Consider the following 16,446-nt stretch of genomic DNA (forward strand, 5'->3'; position numbering starts at 1 on the left):
CTCAGCGGCCGCGCAGGAACAGCTTGTCGAGATCGTCCATGCCCAGCTGCGTCCAGGTCGGGCGACCGTGGTTGCACTGGCCGCTGCGCTCGGTGTGCTCCATGTCGCGCAGCAGGGCGTTCATCTCCGGCAGGGTCAAACGCCGGTTGGCGCGCACGGCGCCATGGCAGGCCATGGTCGCCAGCAACTCGTTGAGATGAGCCTGGATGCGGTCACTGGTGCCGTATTCCAGCAGATCGGCGAGCACATCGCGCACCAGTTGGGTGGCCTCGGCCTGTTTGAGCAGCGCCGGAATCTGGCGGATCGCCAGGCTTTCCTCGCCCAGGCGCTGCAGCTCGAAGCCCAGGCGCTGGAACCACTGGCCATGCTCCTCGGCGCAATCGGCTTCGCGCTGACTCAGGGCAATGGTCTCCGGCACCAGCAACGGCTGACCGCGCAGGCCTTCACTGGCCATGGCGGTCTTCAGCCGCTCGTAGGTGATGCGCTCGTGGGCCGCATGCATGTCCACCAGCACCAGGCCGATGGCGCTCTCGGCGAGGATGTACACGCCCTTGAGCTGCGCCAGCGCATAGCCCAGCGGCGGGATATCGCCCTGGCTCTGCGGCAGGCCAACCGGCGCCTGCGACTCGGGCAACGGCGCGAAGTACTCACGATAAGCGCCCTGAGCCTCGGCCGCCGGCAACGCCGGCTCACTACGCGGCGCCTGGTAACCGGCGCCCGGCGAGCGCCAGACCGACACCTGCGCCACCGGCTGCTCCAGCACCTGGGCCGCCAGGCCCATCTCGCCCTGGGGGCCGAACTCGCCGGCGGCCAGGCCGCTGGGGCGGACGATCTGCTGCACGGCAGCAGGCGCCGCCAGCTGATCTTCCGGGCGCACTTCGCCCAGCGCCCGGTGCAGGGTGCCGTAGAGGAAGTCGTGCACCATGCGGCTGTCGCGGAAGCGTACCTCGTGCTTGGTCGGGTGCACGTTGACGTCGACCACGCCCGGATCGATCTCGAGGAACAGCACGAAGGTCGGGTGACGGCCGTTGAACAGCACGTCGCGGTAGGCCTGGCGCACGGCGTGAGCGACCAGCTTGTCGCGCACCATGCGGCCGTTGACGTAGAAATACTGCAGGTCCGCCTGGCTGCGCGAGAAGGTCGGCAGACCGACCCAGCCCCACAGGCGCAGGCCACTGCGCTCGACCTCGATCGGCAGCGCCTGTTCGAGGAAGGCCGGACCACAGACGCTGGCCACGCGGCGCGCGCGACTGATGGCGTCCGGCGCCTCGTGCAGGGCGAACACCGTCTTGCCGTTGTGGCGCAGGTGGAAGGCCACGTCGAAGCGGGCCAGGGCCAGGCGCTTGATGACCTCCTGCAGGTGATCGAATTCGGTCTTTTCCGCCCGCAGGAACTTGCGCCGCGCGGGGGTATTGAAGAACAGGTCGCGCACTTCCACCGAGGTACCGACCGGGTGGGCCGCGGGCTGCACCCGCGCCTCCATGTCGCGGCCTTCGGTCTCCACCTGCCAGGCCTGCTCGGCGTCGGCGGTGCGCGAAGTCATGGTCAGGCGGGCGACGGAGCTGATCGAGGCCAGGGCTTCGCCGCGGAAGCCGAGACTACACACCGCCTCCAGATCCTCCAGCTCGCGGATCTTGCTGGTGGCGTGGCGCGCCAGGGCCAGCGGCAGGTCGTCGGCGGGAATGCCACCGCCGTCGTCGCGCACGCGCAGCAGCTTGATGCCGCCCTGCTCGATTTCCACGTCGATGCGGCGCGCACCGGCGTCCAGGCTGTTCTCGAGCAGCTCCTTGATCACCGAGGCCGGGCGCTCGACCACCTCACCGGCGGCAATCTGGTTCGCCAGCCGCGGACTCAGCAGCTGGATGCGACGCAGCTCGCTCATGGCTGGGCCGCCAGGGCGGTGGCCGGGATGCTCAGGGTCTGACCGACCTTGATGGTGTCATTCTTCAGCGAATTGGCGCTGCGCAGCGACGCCAGGCTGACCTGATAGCGCTGGGCGATCAGCGCCAGGCTCTCGCCGGAGCTGACCACATGCTCGCGCGGGCCGGCGGCGATCTTGCCGGAGTCGCGCAGCATGGCGATGTAGGTGCCCGGCGGCGGGTTCTGCTGGAAGAACTGCCGCACGCCCGCGGTGATCGAGCGCGCCAGGGCCTGCTGATGGGCCACCGTGGACAGCTTCTTGGCCTCGTTGGGGTTGGAGATGAAACCGGTCTCCACCAGGATCGACGGAATATCCGGCGACTTCAGCACCATGAACCCCGCCTGCTCGACCCGGCGCTTGTGCAGCGAGGTGATGCTGCCCATGTTGCTCAGCACCTTCTGCCCCACGTTGAGACTGGACGACAGCGAGGCGGTCATCGACAGATCGAGCAGCACGCCGGCCAGCACGCGGTCCTTGTCGTCCAGGCTGACGCTGCCGGCGCCGCCGATCAGGTCGGACTGGTTCTCGCTGTCGGCCAGCCAGCGCGCAGTCTCGGAAGTCGCACCACGGTCGGACAGCGCGTACACCGAGGCGCCGAAGGCGGCGGCACGCGGCGCGGCGTCGGCGTGGATGGAGACGAACAGGTCGGCACCCTTCTTGCGGGCGATCTCGGTGCGCTTGCGCAGCGGAATGAAGTAGTCGCCGGTGCGCACCAGCTCGCCACGGAAGCCCTTCTCGGCGTTGATCTGACGCTGCAGCTCCTTGGCGATGGCCAGGGTCACGCTCTTCTCGTATATCTTGCGCCCCGGGCCGAGGGCGCCGGGGTCCTCGCCGCCATGGCCGGCGTCGATGGCGATGACGATATCGCGCTTGCCGCCCGGCACCGGCGGCAGTTTGGCCGGAGCGGCGCCAGGTGCGGCGACCACCGGCGGCGGATTGCTGGCGACGTTCGGCGAGTTGACCTGCGGAGCCTGGGGCACGCTGGGCGCGGCGCCGGCTTCCTGATCGAACAGGTCGACCACCAGGCGATGGCCATACTGCTGGTTGGGCGCCAGGCTGAAGCTCTTCGGCGTCACGGTGGCGGACAGGTCGAGGACCAGGCGCAGATCGGTGGGCGAGCGCTGGGCCGAGCGGATACCGGTGATCGGGGTATTGCTCAGCGACAGCTGCTCCAGCTTGGTGGAGAGCAGGGCGCCGTTGACGTCGATGACGATGCGATTGGGTGCGGCCAGGGTGAACACGCTGTGCTGCACCGGGCCGGACAGGTCGAAGACCAGGCGCGTGTTATCCGGGGCACGCCACAGCCGCACGCTGCGGATTTCCGTGGCGGCCAGTACATCGGCAGCCAGCGCGGCCAGCATTACCCCGATCCCGCCAAACAGCGCACGCATGCGCATAGCCTTCCCCATTTTTATTTACAAACTCTTATAAGGCAGCACACCACGCCTCGGCCCTCGCGCTATGTGGCTGCAACTGCAGCGCGCGGCCGACTCCTTGCGGGCTAATGGTAATGTCCAGGTCCGCCTTTGGCAAAACGCCGGCGCCGCGCTGCGGCCACTCGATCAGGCACAGCGCGTCACCCTCGAAGTAGTCGCGGATGCCGAGAAACTCCAGCTCCTCCGGGTCGGCCAGGCGATAGAGGTCGAAGTGGAACACCCGCAGCTCGCCCAGCTCGTAGGGCTCGACCAGGGTGAAGGTCGGGCTCTTCACCGCCCCGCCGTGGCCCAGGCCACGCAGGATGCCGCGCGACAGGGTGGTCTTGCCGGCGCCGAGATCGCCGTGCAGGTAGATCACGCCGCGACCGCCGGTCGCCTGGGCGATGCGCGCACCCAGCTCGTGCATGGCGTCTTCGCCCTCGGCATAGAGGGTCACTTCTGGCGGGATCGCCTTCGACGGGGTCACCTTAGACACGGTGCATGCTCCTGCAACAACTGACGAATGGTCGGAATCAGATCGCTGGCCGCCAGGCCGCGACCCAGCTCGCCGAGCTGCTGGCCGGCACAGGCGTGCAGCCAGACGCCCAGGCAGGCGGCGTCGAAGGCGTCCAGGCCCTGGCCGCGCAACGCGCCGATCAGCCCGGCCAGCACATCGCCCAGGCCGGCGGTAGCCATGGCCGGATGGCCGCGATCGCACAGGCGCAGGCGGCCGTCTGGCACGGCCACCAGGCTGCCGGCGCCCTTGAGCACCACCACCGCCTGATACTTCTGCGCCAGCGCCAGCGCCGCGGCGGGACGATCGAGCTGCACCTCGGCGGTCGAACGCCCCAGCAGCCGGCCGGCCTCACCCGGATGCGGGGTGATCACGCTGTCGGCCGGCAACGTCACGCCGCCATCCACCAGCAGATTCAGCGCATCGGCATCCCACACCTGCGGCCGCGGGCTGGCCGCCGCCGCGCTGAGCAGGCTGCGCCCCCAGGCGCGCTGACCGAGACCGGGGCCGACCACCAGCACATCGGCGCGCTCGCAAAGGCCGGGCAACTGATAGGTGGATTCGCTGGCCTGGCACATCACTTCCGGCAGGCGCGCCAGGCTGGCCGCCACATGCTCCGGACGGGTCGCCAGGGACACCAGGCCGGCACCGGCGCGCAGCGCGCTCTCGGCACTCAGCAGGGCGGCGCCACCGAAACCACGGTCGCCACCGATGACCAGCACGTGGCCGAACTGGCCCTTGTGCGCGGTACGGGCGCGCGGCGCCGGTTGCGGCAGCGCAGCGCCGGCCAGACGCAGCGCCATGCAGGACTGCCGGGCAACCAGCTGCGGATCGGCCTGCAGATCGTCGAACAGCAACTCGCCCACCCAGTCCGGCGCATCGCCAGTGAGCAGGCCGAGCTTCAGGCCGATAAAGCTGACGGTCAGATCGGCGCGCACCGCCTGCTCGGCCACTCGCCCGGTATCGGCACACAGGCCGGAAGGCAGGTCCAGCGCCAGCACCAGCAGGCCTGAGGCATTGATCGCCTCGATGGCGGCGTCATAGGGCGGACGCAGGTCACCCTTGAAGCCGGTGCCCAGCAGCCCATCGACCAGCACGCCGCGCAGCTCGCTGTCGTCGCTCCAGCCTTCCACGGCGACACCGGCCGCTCGCGCCGCATCACGAGCCGCAGCGGCATCGCCGCTCAGCTTCTCAGGATCAGCGACGGCCAGCACGCGCACGGCCCAGCCGGACTTCTGTGCCAGCTCGGCTACCAAATAGCCGTCGCCGGCATTGTTGCCGGCACCGGCCAGCACGGTGATTTCCCCAGCCTGCGGCCAGCGCTGGCGCAACGCGCGCCAGGCGGCATGGGCGGCGCGCTGCATCAGCTCGAAGCCGGGCGTGCCGGCGGAGATCAGACGGGCATCCAGTTCGCGCACCTGAGCGGCGCTATAGAGAGGAAGGGGCAGGTCGTGACTGACAGGCATGGTTCGGCGATTCGGGCGAGGTCTGGCAGAATTATACCCATCTCCCCTGCCCTGCCGTCCCGTCATGCCCGATTCGACCCTCGACCTTGCTCAACTAGCGCAGTCCATCAAGGACTGGGGACGCGAGCTGGGCTTTCAGCAGGTCGGCATCGCCGATGTCGAGCTGGGCGAGCACGAGCAGCATCTGCAACGCTGGCTGGACGCTGGCTACCAGGGCGAGATGGACTACATGGCCGCCCATGGCAGCAAGCGCTCCCACCCGGACGAACTGGTACCCGGCACCCTGCGCGTGGTGTCGCTGCGCATGGACTACCTACCGGGCGACACACAGATGACCCAGCGCCTGGCGGAGCCGGAGAGTGCCTATGTCTCGCGCTACGCCCTGGGCCGCGACTACCACAAGCTGATCCGCAAGCGCCTGCAGCAGCTGGCCGAGCGCATCCAGGGCGCCGTCGGGCCGTTCGGCCACCGCGCCTTCGTCGACAGCGCGCCGGTGCTGGAAAAGGCCATCGCCGAAAAGGCCGGGCTCGGCTGGATCGGCAAGAACACCCTGGTACTCAACCGCAAGGCTGGTAGCTGGTTCTTCCTCGGCGAACTGTTCGTCGATCTGCCGCTACCGGTGGATGTACCGCACGCCAGCGAGCATTGCGGCCGCTGCAGCGCCTGTCTGGATGTGTGCCCGACCAACGCCTTCGTCGGGCCTTATGTGCTGGACGCGCGGCGCTGCATTTCCTACCTGACCATCGAGCTGAAGGGCCCGATTCCCGAGGAACTGCGCGCGCCGATCGGCAACCGGGTATTCGGCTGCGACGACTGCCAGATCGTCTGCCCATGGAACCGCTTCGCCCGCCCCACCGAGCAGGGCGACTTCCAGCCGCGCCATGGCCTGGACAACAGCGCGCTGGCCGAGCTGTTCCTGTGGAGCGAAGAGGAGTTTCTCAGCCGCACCGAAGGCTCGCCGCTGCGTCGCGCCGGCTACGAGCGCTGGCTGCGCAACCTGGCCGTGGGGCTGGGCAATGCGCCGTCGAGCATCCCGGTGCTGGAAGCGCTCAAGACCCGGAGTGAACACCCCTCGGCGCTGGTACGTGAACATGTCGAATGGGCGCTGGCCCGGCACCATGAAAAAGGCCCGCATTAAGCGGGCCTTTTCGTTTGCGGTCAGACCTTGAGGAAGTGCTGACGATAGTGCTTCAGCTCGGCAATGGACTCGCGGATATCGTCCAGCGCCTGGTGGGTGCCCTGCTTCTGGAACGAGTCCTTGACGTGCGGCGCCCACATGCCGGCAAGGATCTTCAGGGTCGACACATCCAGGTAGCGGTAATGGAAGTAGGCTTCCAGGTTCTGCATGTACTTGTAGAGGAAGCGGCGGTCCTGACCGATGCTGTTGCCACAGATCGGCGACTTGCCCTTCGGCACCCACTGCTCGAGGAAGGCGATGGTCTGCGCCTCGGCCTCGGCCGGGCCGATCTTGCTCTCGCGTACGCGCTTGGTCAGACCGCTCTCGCCATGAGTGCGGGTGTTCCACTCGTCCATGCCGGCCAGTAGCTCGTCGCTCTGGTGCACGGCGATCACCGGGCCCTCGGCAAGGATATTCAGCTCGCTGTCGGTGACGATGGTGGCCATCTCGATGATCACGTCCCGCTCCGGCTCCAGCCCGGTCATTTCCAGGTCGATCCAGATCAGGTTGTTGGGGTTCTGCGGCATGAGTTCGGCTCCTTCTAGATTGGCGCCAGTTTAGCCGCTTAGAAGCTGTTTATGATCTTCTGGATTAGAGCCAGACAAGGCAAAAGCGGCCGAGGAAGCAGAGTGTACAAGTAGTACATGAGCATCCGAGGCCGCTTTTAACGCCGTATGGCCGACAGCCAGAGGATCAGAAACAGCCTCTCACAGATGCCAGAGCAGCAGTCGCGAACTGCGCCAGTCGTTCAGCTCGATGATCTCGCCGGGCGCTACCCCCGGAATATCGAAGCTGTTGCTCACAAGCAGGCTGCCCGGGCGCATCTCGCTGCGCGCCTTGGCCCATAGCTCGGCCATGGGCGCGGGCGAGAGGAAGCAGTACACGGCGTCGTAGGCGGAGAGGTCTTCCTGCCACAGGCTGCGGTAGCGCACCCGGCAGTTGCGATAGGGCAGGCAGCGCAGCCAGGCCAGCAGAAACACCAGCGGCGCCGTCTCCACGCCCATCAGACGTGCCTGCGGGTAGTCGCGCGCCAGCTGCGCCAGGGTGCCACCCAGACCGCAACCCAGGTCGACGAAACGGAAATCCGCCGGCAACCCAGCAAGCCGCTCGCTCAGACGCTGACGGGTGCGCGCGCCACTCAGGTAGAGCGGCACCCGCTCGCGGAAGCTGTTCCAGTTGATCAGCAGCAGCAGGACGAAGGCGACCAGGAACCACCAGGCCGGCCACTCGCGGCTCTGCAGCGCCAGCAAGCCGGAAACGAAGGCCAGGTTCAGTGGCAGCCACCAGCGACGCAGCCCCAGCCAGTGACCCAGGGCGGCCGCCAGCACGCCCTGCCCCAGGGCCGCCTGCCATAGGGTCGGGCGCCAGCCACCCAGTTGCGCCAGGACAAACAGCGCCAGCGCCACGCCGAGCACGGCCAGGAGCTGAGCCAGCAGGGCGAGGGCGGCGGGATAGCGGGAGCGCAGGAGTTCGAGCATGGCGCCTGTTGTACCAGCAGGCCGAAGCCAGGGCCAGCCGGGGCCCGTGCTAAACTCGCCGCCGTTTTCTTATTGATCGGAAAGGCCATGGCCAAACGCCAACTCACCCGCCGGCAGAACTGGCGCATCGACAAGGTCCAGGAAGAACGCGCCGCGCGCGCCGCCAAGCGCGAGTCACGCCTGCTCGAAGAGCTGGAGGGTGGCGACCTGGGCCCGGAACAGACCGGCCTGGTAATCGCCCACTTCGGCGTGCAGGTCGAGGTCGAGGCGCTGGAAGGCGAGCTGGCCGGCCAGGTACAACGCTGCCACCTGCGCGCCAACCTGCCGGCGCTGGTCACCGGCGACCGCGTGGTCTGGCGCCCCGGCAACCAGGGCAACGGGGTGATCGTCGCCCAGCTGCCGCGCACTTCCGAGCTGTGTCGCCCGGACATGCGCGGCGTGCTCAAGCCGGTGGCCGGCAACGTCGACCTGATCGTCATCGTCTTCGCCCCACTGCCGCACGCCCACGCCAACCTGATCGACCGCTACCTGATCGCCGCCGAGCACGCCGGCATCCAGCCGCAGCTGCTGCTGAACAAGGCCGACCTGGTCGATGAGGACAACGCCGAACACCTCAACGGCCTGCTCACCACCTACCGTCAGCTGGGCTATCCGCTGCTGGAGGTTTCGGCCCACGAAGGCGACGGCATGGATCAGCTGCGGGCACGCCTGGACGGGCATGTCAGCGTGTTCGTCGGCCAGTCCGGGGTAGGCAAGTCGTCGCTGGTCAACAGCCTGCTGCCGGGCGTCGACACCCGCGTCGGGCCGCTGTCGGAAGTCACCGGCAAGGGCACCCACACCACCACCACCGCCCGACTGTTCCATTTCCCCGGCGGCGGCGAGCTGATCGACTCGCCCGGCATCCGCGAGTTCGGCCTCGGTCACGTCAGCCGCGACGACGTGGAAGCCGGCTTCATCGAGTTCCGCGACCTGCTCGGCACCTGTCGCTTCCGCGACTGCAAGCACGACCGCGAGCCGGGCTGCGCGCTGCTCAAGGCGCTGGAAGACGGTCGCATCCAGCCACAGCGCATGGCCAGCTACCGGCACATCCTGGCCAGCCTGCCCGAACCCGACTATTGATATTGATAGAGACGTAAAACGAAGAGGCCGCGATGATCGCGGCCTCTTTCATTCCTGGGGTTGGTCGAACTGCAGCGCGCCGTCCTCGAAGATGTTCAGGCGCTGGCGCAGCTCGTCCGCCTGGGCCGGCTCGCCCGGCGCCGCCGGCTCCGAGCCAGGCGCCACCGCCTCGGTGGGCGCCGGCGGCTCGGCGGACTCGGCGGCACCGTCGCCATCCTGCTCGCCCTCGATGGCGCGCTGGGCCTTCTTGGTCAGGACGATGATGTCGATGCGGCGGTTGACCGGGTTGAACGGGTCCTTGCGATCGAACAGCGCCGACGAGGCATACCCCACCACCCGCGCCACCCGCGGCTCCGGATAGCCGCCGGCGACCAGCGTACGCCGCGCGGCGTTGGCGCGGTTGGCGGACAGTTCCCAGTTACCGAACTCGGCCTGGCCGGCGAAGGGCTTGGCGTCGGTATGGCCGCTGACGCTGATCTTGTTCGGCACCGCCTTGATGGTCTCGGCGAGGATCAGCAGGATGTCTTCGAAATAGGGCTGCAGGCGAGCACTGCCGATGTCGAACATCGGCCGGTTCTCGGCATCCATGATCTGGATGCGCAGACCGTCCTGGGTGATCTCGAAGAGGATCTGGTCCTTGAATTTCTGCAGCTGCGGATCTTCGTCGACCTTGGTCTGCAGCTCCTGCAGCAACAGCTCCAGGCGCTCGCGTTCGACCTGCTCGGCCAGCGTCTCGGCCTGGCTGGCGTCCATCTCGGCCTGGTCACTCTTGGCATCGACCGCCGCCTCGGCGGCGTCCGGCGCATCCTTCAGTTCGGGATTGAGGGTGCGGTCGGGCGCGGGGGTCGGCGTGCCGCCCAGGTCGATGACATAGGGGCTGGCGCTTTCGGTAAAGCCGATGGGGTCCTGGAAGTAGCCGGAAATGGCCTTCTTCTGTTCAGGCGTGGCCGAGGACATCAGCCACATCACCATGAAGAACGCCATCATGGCCGTGGCGAAGTCGGCGAAGGCGATCTTCCAGGCACCACCGTGGTGGCCGCCGGCAACCTTCTTGACCCGCTTGACCAGTATCGGCTGGTTGTTCTCCATGGCTCAGCAACCCAACTCAGTTGCCACGCATGGCCTGTTCGAGCTCGCTGAAGCTCGGCCGATGCGCCGGCAACAGCACCTTGCGGCCGAATTCCACGGCCAGCGTCGGCGGCATGCCGGAGGCGGATGCCACCAGGGTGGCCTTGATCGACTCGTACAGGTTCAGCTCTTCCTTGGCGTCATGCGTCAGGGCGTCGGCCAGCGGGGCGAAGAAACCGTAGGAGGCGAGAATACCGAGGAAGGTACCGACCAGCGCCGTACCGACCTTCTCGCCGATCTGCGCGTTGTCGGCGGTGGCGAGGATGGACATGGTGATCACGATACCCAGCACCGCTGCCACGATACCCATGGCCGGCATGCCGTCGGCCACCTTGGATACCGCGTGGGCCGGGTGCTCCAGCTCTTCCTTCAGACTGGAGATCTCCATGTCGAAGAGGTTTTCCAGCTCGTGGGGAGCCATGTTGCCGGAGGACATGATGCGCAGGTAATCGCAGATGAACGCGGTCATCTGCGCATCCTTGAGGATGGCCGGATACTTGCTGAAGATCGGACTGGCGTTGGGGTCCTCGACGTCGGCCTCGATGGCCATCATGCCCTCGCGGCGACTCTTGTTGAGGATCTCGTAGAGCAGCTTCAGCACCTCCAGGTAGAAGGCATGGGTGAAGCGGCTGCTGAACATCGCCAGCGACTTTTTGAACACGGTCATGAAGGCGCTGCCGGGGTTGGCCTGAAGGAAGGCCCCCAGGGCGGCGCCGCCGATGATCATCACCTCGAAGGGGTGCACCAGCGCCATGAACTTGCCGCCGGACAGAATGAAGCCGCCGAAAACGCAGCCGAAAACAACCAGGATGCCGATGATCTTGACCATGGGAATTTAAGCTTGAAGAGTCAGTCGAAAGGGTTCTGTAAAACAACCCTTCTAATTATCGGAAGTATTGCGCCAGACTATAGGCAGTAAAGGCGAAAAGCCAGTTTGGCTCAACCCGCATGCCCACAGACAAGCCCATACCGCGCAGCCTCGACGCCTGGCTCAAACAGCTGGACGAGGTGCGCCTGCCCATCGCCGCCCACCACCACGAGGCGGTGCGCCGCGCCCTGCAGGACAGCCGCAAGTCCCTGCGCGAGATCGCCGAGCAGATGCAGGACAGCCCGGCGATCGCCCTGGCGGTACTGCGCGAGACCAACCGCCATACCGGCAGCCTCGGCGAACCGGCCGAGAGCCTGGAGATGGCGCTCAACCGCCTCGGGCTGAAACGCGCTGAAACGCTTCTCGAGCAGATGCCGGTGCTGGACGAGGCGCAGATCCCTCTGCCCCTGCGCCAGTTGCAGCTGATCAGCCTGCACGCCGCGCAGCAGGCCAACGGCCTGTTCGCCGGGCGCCTGGCTCGCCTGTGGCAGGAAATCCACTGGGGCAGCCTGCTGTTTCTCGCACCGCTGTGGCCGCTGGTGGCCACCCACCCGCAGCTGTTCGAGGCCTGGGAGCGCCGCGTGCTCGGCCGCGGCGAGCCGCCCTGCAAGGTCGAACGCGAGCTGCTCGGCGTGTCGCTGCCGGCCCTGTGCCTGACCCTGGCCCGGCACTGGCGCATGCCGGAGTGGATCGTCCAGGGCTATCGCCTGCTGGTGGAAGACCGCCGCCTGCTGGTCAAGGCCCTGCACATCGCCCGCGACAACGAGCATCCGCTGCACCAGCAGCAGCTGCTCGACGAAGACACCAACCTGCGCCGCTGGCTGACCCAGCCAGCCAACAGCATCCTGCTGGCCAACGGCCTGGCCGTCTCCAGCCACCACAACTGGGCGTGCGAGCATCACCTGCGCTGGCAGCGCCTGACCGGGCTGTACCTGCAGGTCGCCCTGCCGGAGATGCAGCAACTGGTTCACCAGCAGGCCGCACAGAGCGCCCGCCAGTACGAAACGCCTGACCTATGGCACCCGGCAGAGGCACTGCTATGGCCCTGGGATGCCTGCCGTCTGAAGGACCTGCAGGCCCCAGCCCCGGCGGTCAACCCGCAACTGGATTTGTGGAAACAGCACTGCGCCAAGCTCCTGGCCCAACCCTCGCCATTCGCCAACGTGCTGCAACTGACTGACAGCGCCTGCCAGGCCCTGCAGGCCAGCGGCATGCAGCGGGTGCTGATCCTGCTGGCCGACCGCACCCACAGCCGCCTGCAGGCCCAGCAGGTCGCCGGCTTGCCGGACGCGGCGGCGCAGCTACGCCTCGATCCGGCGCAGAGCCAGGTGCTGCGCCGCCTGCTGACCGAACCCGGCCAGCTGCGCCTGAGCCCGGCCAACCTGGCCCAGGTCTCCGCCCTGCTGCCGGGGACGCTCAAGGCCCTGTTCGATGGCGAGCACCTGCTGCTGCGCTCGCTGGCCAGCAATGGCCGGGTGGTGATGCTGCTGGTGGCGGACCAGGGCGGCGGCGAGATCGGCGCCACGCCCCTGCAGGTGTTCGGCAAAACCGTGCAATGCATCGAGCGCGCCCTGGCCACCTTTGCCCGCCGCGGCACCTAGCCTTTCCGCTACAATTCGCCCTTTCCCATTTCCGGAGGCTCCGCATGTCCGCCTTCTCCGGCCTGCCGCTGGTGATCGAGCCGGCCGACCTGGCTACCCGCCTGCAGGCACCCGAGCTGATCCTGGTCGACCTGAGCCCGGCCGCCCGCTATGCCGAGGGGCACATACCCGGCGCCCGCTGGGTCGACAGCAAGCGCACCCAGCTGGGCCAGCCGCCGGCGCCCGGACTGCTGCCGGAGCAGGCGCAGCTGGAAGCCCTGTTCGGCGAACTGGGCCACCACGCCGACGCGCTTTACGTGGTGTACGACGACGAGGGCGGCGGCTGGGCCGGACGCTTCATCTGGCTGCTCGACGTGATCGGCCACGGTCGCTACCACTTCCTCAATGGCGGCCTGCAGGCCTGGCTGGGCGAGGGCCGCGAACTGAGCCAGACGACTCCGCCGGCCGCCATCGGCATTGCCAGCCTGACCCTGCATGACGGCCCCACCGCCAGCCGCGACTATCTGCAGAGCCGCCTGGGCGCAACCGATCTGGCGGTGTGGGACGCCCGCTCGCCAGCCGAATTCAGCGGAGAAAAGGTGCTCGCCGCACGCGGCGGCCACGTGCCCGGCGCGGTCAACTTCGAGTGGACCGCCGGCATGGACCCGCAGCGCGGCCTGCGTATCCGCGCCGACATGGCCGAGGTTCTGGAAGGTCTCGGCATCACCAAGGACAAGGAAGTGATCACCCATTGCCAGACCCATCGCCGCTCCGGCTTCACCTATCTGGTGGCCAAGGCGCTGGGCTATCCGCGAGTCAAGGCCTACGCCGGCTCCTGGTCCGAATGGGGCAACCTGCCCGACACCCCGATCGAACATTGATGCAAGGAATACCGATGAAACAGCGCCTGTTTATCCTCAGCCAGTACCTGCTGCCGCACCACCTGCTGTCACGCCTGATCGGCTTCGCCGCCGAGTGCCGCGCCGTCTGGTTCAAGGATCGCCTGATCGGCTGGTTCGCCAAGCAGTACCAGGTGAACATGGCCGAGGCCCAGGTCGAGGAGCTGACCGCCTACGAACACTTCAACGCCTTCTTCACCCGTGCCCTGAAAGATGGCGCCCGCCCGTTGGACGAAACGCCCGGCGCCATCCTCTGCCCGGCCGACGGCGCAGTCAGCCAGCTCGGTCCGATCGAGCAAGGTCGCTGCTTCCAGGCCAAGGGCCACAGCTTCAGCGTGCAGGAACTACTCGGTGGCGATGCCGAGCGCGCCGCGCCGTTCATGGGTGGTGACTTCGCCACCGTCTACCTGTCGCCCAAGGACTACCACCGCGTGCACATGCCGCTGGCCGGCACGCTGAAGGAGATGGTCTACGTGCCGGGCCGCCTGTTCTCGGTCAACCAGACCACCGCGGAGAACGTGCCCGAGCTGTTCGCCCGCAACGAGCGCGTGGTGTGCCTGTTCGATACCGAGCGCGGCCCGATGGCCGTGGTACTGGTCGGCGCCATGATCGTCGCCAGCGTCGAGACGGTCTGGGCCGGCCTGGTGACTCCGCCCAAGCGCGAACTGAAGACCACCCGTTACGACGAGGCCGCCCGCGCGGCCATCGAGCTGAGCAAGGGCGGCGAACTGGGCCGCTTCAAACTGGGCTCCACCGCCATCGTGCTGTTCGGGCCGCAACAGGTGCAGTGGGCCGAAGGCGTGGTCGCCGGCAGCCCGGTACGCATGGGCCAGGCGCTGGCGCTGCCGCGCAACTGAGCCTTCTCGCCAGGCTTCTGCCAGGGAATCGGCGGCGGCCTCGGCGAAACGACTGAAGGAACATCCCGAGGAGCTCGGAGTCAGAATCGGCAAGACTCCGCAATTGTCCCGAGCAGGGCTGCGGCCCTGCCGCGATGCTGCTAGAGTTCCGAAAAACCCGGTGGCCAGGACGCCGCCCCGCCAGTTACGGACCTCTCCCTGGTATGGATAAACAGAGCCCTCACCTGCTCCTTCGCGTCCCTACTCCTGACAGACAGGGCCTGTCCTTCTGTGATGCCAACCCGCGCGAGCTGAAGCGCTGGATCGCCGCCCTGCCCAAGGCCAACATCGGCGAGACCGCGCGCCAGCTGTACCAGAGCCTGATCGAGCTGAACCAGCTGATCACGCCCAGCGACAACCGCCTGCAACTGCTCGAACTGCTGCGCCCCGAGGTGTACTTCGTCACCAGCCATCTGGAGCGCCACTTCCTCAACCAGTCCATCGTGCTCGATGAGCGCCCGCGCAAGGTGGCCAACCTGTGCCAGGCCCTGCAGAACCACATGGCCATCGGCTACAAGCTGATCATCACCCAGGAGCTGCCGCGCTTCGCCAAGGAGCGCGCGCAACTGCTGACCGTCGCTCTGCAGCGCGCAAGCCACGCCCTCTGCGGCCCGCTGATGCGCGCCAGCCAGTTGTATTGCCCGGTCCCCGAAGGCCTGTGGCTCGAGCTGCACCAGCTGTACCGCATCGCTCGCCTGCATGGTCTGCAGCAGGTGCAGGTGCGCGATAGCCTGGCTCGCAATGGCAAGAGCCTGAGCCAGGAACAGATCTACCTCGGCGCTCTATTGCTAGGCTGCGCGCGCTGCAACCAGATGCGCCAGAGTGGCATCGCCCGCCTGGCCGAGGCCCTGGAAAGCTGGAGCTCGCTGGCCAGCCTGCACCGCGCCGATGATCCGAACAGCCTGTTCGCCATCGCCCCGCAACTGGATGGCCCGCCCCGTTACAAGTCGCTGTTCGGCGATGGCGAGCTGCACAACCTGCTGGGCCTCGATCCGCATGCGCTGGTCGATGCCCTCAAGGAGCATCTCCTGCTGCCGCCGGACAGCAGCGAGCCACGCCGCCTGCAGATACCCGAAGGCATGCCGCCGGACCTACTGCAGCACCTGGCGTCGGCCTGGGGTGACATCGCCGAGCGCACCTTCCAGCGCAACCCGGGACGCGGCAGCCTGACCCTGTGCATCGGCATGTCGGCCGTGCACTTCAATCTGGCCGGCAAGCGCAGCTTCTCCGACGTACTGAAGCACGAGGAGGCGCCGCGCAGCGCTCAGTTCAAGGCCAACAAACTGGGCTCGGGCGGCGGCCCGGATGTCTGGGCAGTCGCCTTCGATGCCCAGCGCGAGAGCCAGTGGGAGCACGGCATCCCCATGGAGGAGATCCAGTACAAGTCCGCGCCCAAGGCCGGGGAGCAACCCGCCGAGGAAGTGGCGGACGCCTACCCCAGCTACGAATTGCCTATCGTCAATCACAGCCCGGGGGGGTATTGCCTGAGCTGGCCCAAGGAAGTCCCGGTGCAGCTGCAGGCCGGCGAATTGCTGGGCACCCAGGACGCTCCCGATCAGGGCTGGAGCGTGGCCGTGGTGCGCTGGATCCGCCAGGTACGCGGCGGCGGCACCCAGATGGGCATCGAACTGATTGCGCCCCATGCCCAGCCTTGCGGCGTGCAGCTGGTGCGCAAGAGCGAACAGAACAGCCAGTACCTGCGCGCCCTGCTGCTGCCGGAGATTCGCGTGATCTCGCGCCCGGCTACGCTGATCACACCCCGCCTGCCCTTCCAGGAGAGCAACAAGGTGGTGATCAACCACAACGGCGACGAGACCCGCGCCGTACTCAGTCGCAAGCAGACCAGCACCGGCAGTTTCAGTCAGTTCGAGTATCGCGCACTGAACGAGACCAAGGCCCCTTCCGGGACCTCCGTCACAGCAGCGAAGGAGCCTGGCAAGGGCGGAGATGAAGACTTTGACTCACTCTGGAAGTCGCTGTAGATT

At 67.4% G+C, this 16,446-nt stretch carries 14 protein-coding genes; 6 read left to right on the top strand and 8 right to left on the bottom strand.

The features are described from left to right. Position 1: 1 nt before the first annotated feature. Genes mutL through FFS62_RS22415 form a run of 4 tightly spaced genes read right to left on the bottom strand, consistent with a single transcriptional unit; the run spans position 2 to position 5,316 of the window. The gene (mutL, locus tag FFS62_RS22400) at positions 2-1,882 is read right to left on the bottom strand and encodes a DNA mismatch repair endonuclease MutL (RefSeq protein WP_137975078.1); all 1,881 of its coding nucleotides are present in this window, start codon (positions 1,880-1,882) and stop codon (positions 2-4) included. Beyond that, entirely contained in the window at positions 1,879-3,330 is a 1,452-nt protein-coding gene (locus tag FFS62_RS22405; protein ID WP_218569311.1) for an N-acetylmuramoyl-L-alanine amidase, read from the bottom strand. The genes mutL and FFS62_RS22405 overlap by 4 nt, the downstream gene beginning before the upstream one ends. Positions 3,331-3,346: 16 nt before the next feature. Continuing rightward, on the bottom strand, positions 3,347-3,763 hold the full coding sequence (tsaE, locus tag FFS62_RS22410) for a tRNA (adenosine(37)-N6)-threonylcarbamoyltransferase complex ATPase subunit type 1 TsaE (protein WP_137975131.1): 417 nt from the start codon (positions 3,761-3,763) through the stop codon (positions 3,347-3,349). Between the two features lie 56 nt (positions 3,764-3,819). Further along, positions 3,820-5,316, bottom strand: a complete 1,497-nt coding sequence (locus tag FFS62_RS22415) for an NAD(P)H-hydrate dehydratase (protein WP_137975080.1) — start codon at positions 5,314-5,316, stop codon at positions 3,820-3,822. A gap of 64 nt (positions 5,317-5,380) precedes the next feature. Between FFS62_RS22415 and queG the strand changes: the two genes are divergently transcribed. Further along, a complete protein-coding gene (gene queG / locus FFS62_RS22420) occupies positions 5,381-6,454 on the top strand; it encodes a tRNA epoxyqueuosine(34) reductase QueG (RefSeq protein WP_137975081.1) in 1,074 nt (357 codons plus the stop codon). 20 nt (positions 6,455-6,474) lie between these two features. Here the strand turns inward: queG and orn are convergent, their stop codons facing one another. Both orn and FFS62_RS22430 read right to left on the bottom strand, forming a co-directional pair. Next, positions 6,475-7,020, bottom strand: a complete 546-nt coding sequence (orn, locus tag FFS62_RS22425) for an oligoribonuclease (protein ID WP_137975082.1) — start codon at positions 7,018-7,020, stop codon at positions 6,475-6,477. A 180-nt stretch (positions 7,021-7,200) separates the two neighbouring features. Continuing rightward, positions 7,201-7,971 carry a class I SAM-dependent methyltransferase gene (locus tag FFS62_RS22430; RefSeq protein WP_137975083.1) on the bottom strand — a complete coding sequence of 257 codons (771 nt, stop codon included), beginning with the start codon at positions 7,969-7,971 and terminating at the stop codon, positions 7,201-7,203. Between the two features lie 87 nt (positions 7,972-8,058). Here FFS62_RS22430 and rsgA point away from each other — a divergent pair, with 87 nt between their 5' ends. Then, complete coding sequence (gene rsgA / locus FFS62_RS22435; protein WP_137975084.1) at positions 8,059-9,090, top strand: small ribosomal subunit biogenesis GTPase RsgA; 1,032 nt, start codon at positions 8,059-8,061, stop codon at positions 9,088-9,090. A gap of 48 nt (positions 9,091-9,138) precedes the next feature. On the opposite strand, the gene motB is transcribed toward rsgA, so the two are convergent. Both motB and motA read right to left on the bottom strand, forming a co-directional pair. After that, entirely contained in the window at positions 9,139-10,179 is a 1,041-nt protein-coding gene (gene motB, locus FFS62_RS22440; RefSeq protein WP_137975085.1) for a flagellar motor protein MotB, read from the bottom strand. A gap of 16 nt (positions 10,180-10,195) precedes the next feature. Next, complete coding sequence (gene motA, locus FFS62_RS22445) at positions 10,196-11,047, bottom strand: flagellar motor stator protein MotA (RefSeq protein ID WP_137975086.1); 852 nt, start codon at positions 11,045-11,047, stop codon at positions 10,196-10,198. A 119-nt stretch (positions 11,048-11,166) separates the two neighbouring features. Here motA and FFS62_RS22450 point away from each other — a divergent pair, with 119 nt between their 5' ends. The 4 genes from FFS62_RS22450 (at position 11,167) to FFS62_RS22465 (ending at position 16,443) form a co-directional block, all read left to right on the top strand. Continuing rightward, entirely contained in the window at positions 11,167-12,687 is a 1,521-nt protein-coding gene (locus FFS62_RS22450; protein ID WP_137975087.1) for an HDOD domain-containing protein, read from the top strand. A 44-nt stretch (positions 12,688-12,731) separates the two neighbouring features. Further along, positions 12,732-13,547, top strand: coding sequence for a rhodanese-like domain-containing protein (locus tag FFS62_RS22455; protein WP_137975088.1), 816 nt, complete (start codon positions 12,732-12,734; stop codon positions 13,545-13,547). Positions 13,548-13,555: 8 nt separating this feature from the next. Further along, entirely contained in the window at positions 13,556-14,422 is an 867-nt protein-coding gene (gene asd, locus FFS62_RS22460) for an archaetidylserine decarboxylase (protein WP_137975132.1), read from the top strand. Between the two features lie 203 nt (positions 14,423-14,625). After that, complete coding sequence (locus tag FFS62_RS22465; protein ID WP_137975089.1) at positions 14,626-16,443, top strand: molecular chaperone; 1,818 nt, start codon at positions 14,626-14,628, stop codon at positions 16,441-16,443. Positions 16,444-16,446 lie beyond the last annotated feature (3 nt).

The sequence above is a fragment of the Pseudomonas sp. F(2018) genome (assembly GCF_005508865.1).
Classification (GTDB): Bacteria; Pseudomonadota; Gammaproteobacteria; order Pseudomonadales; family Pseudomonadaceae; genus Aquipseudomonas.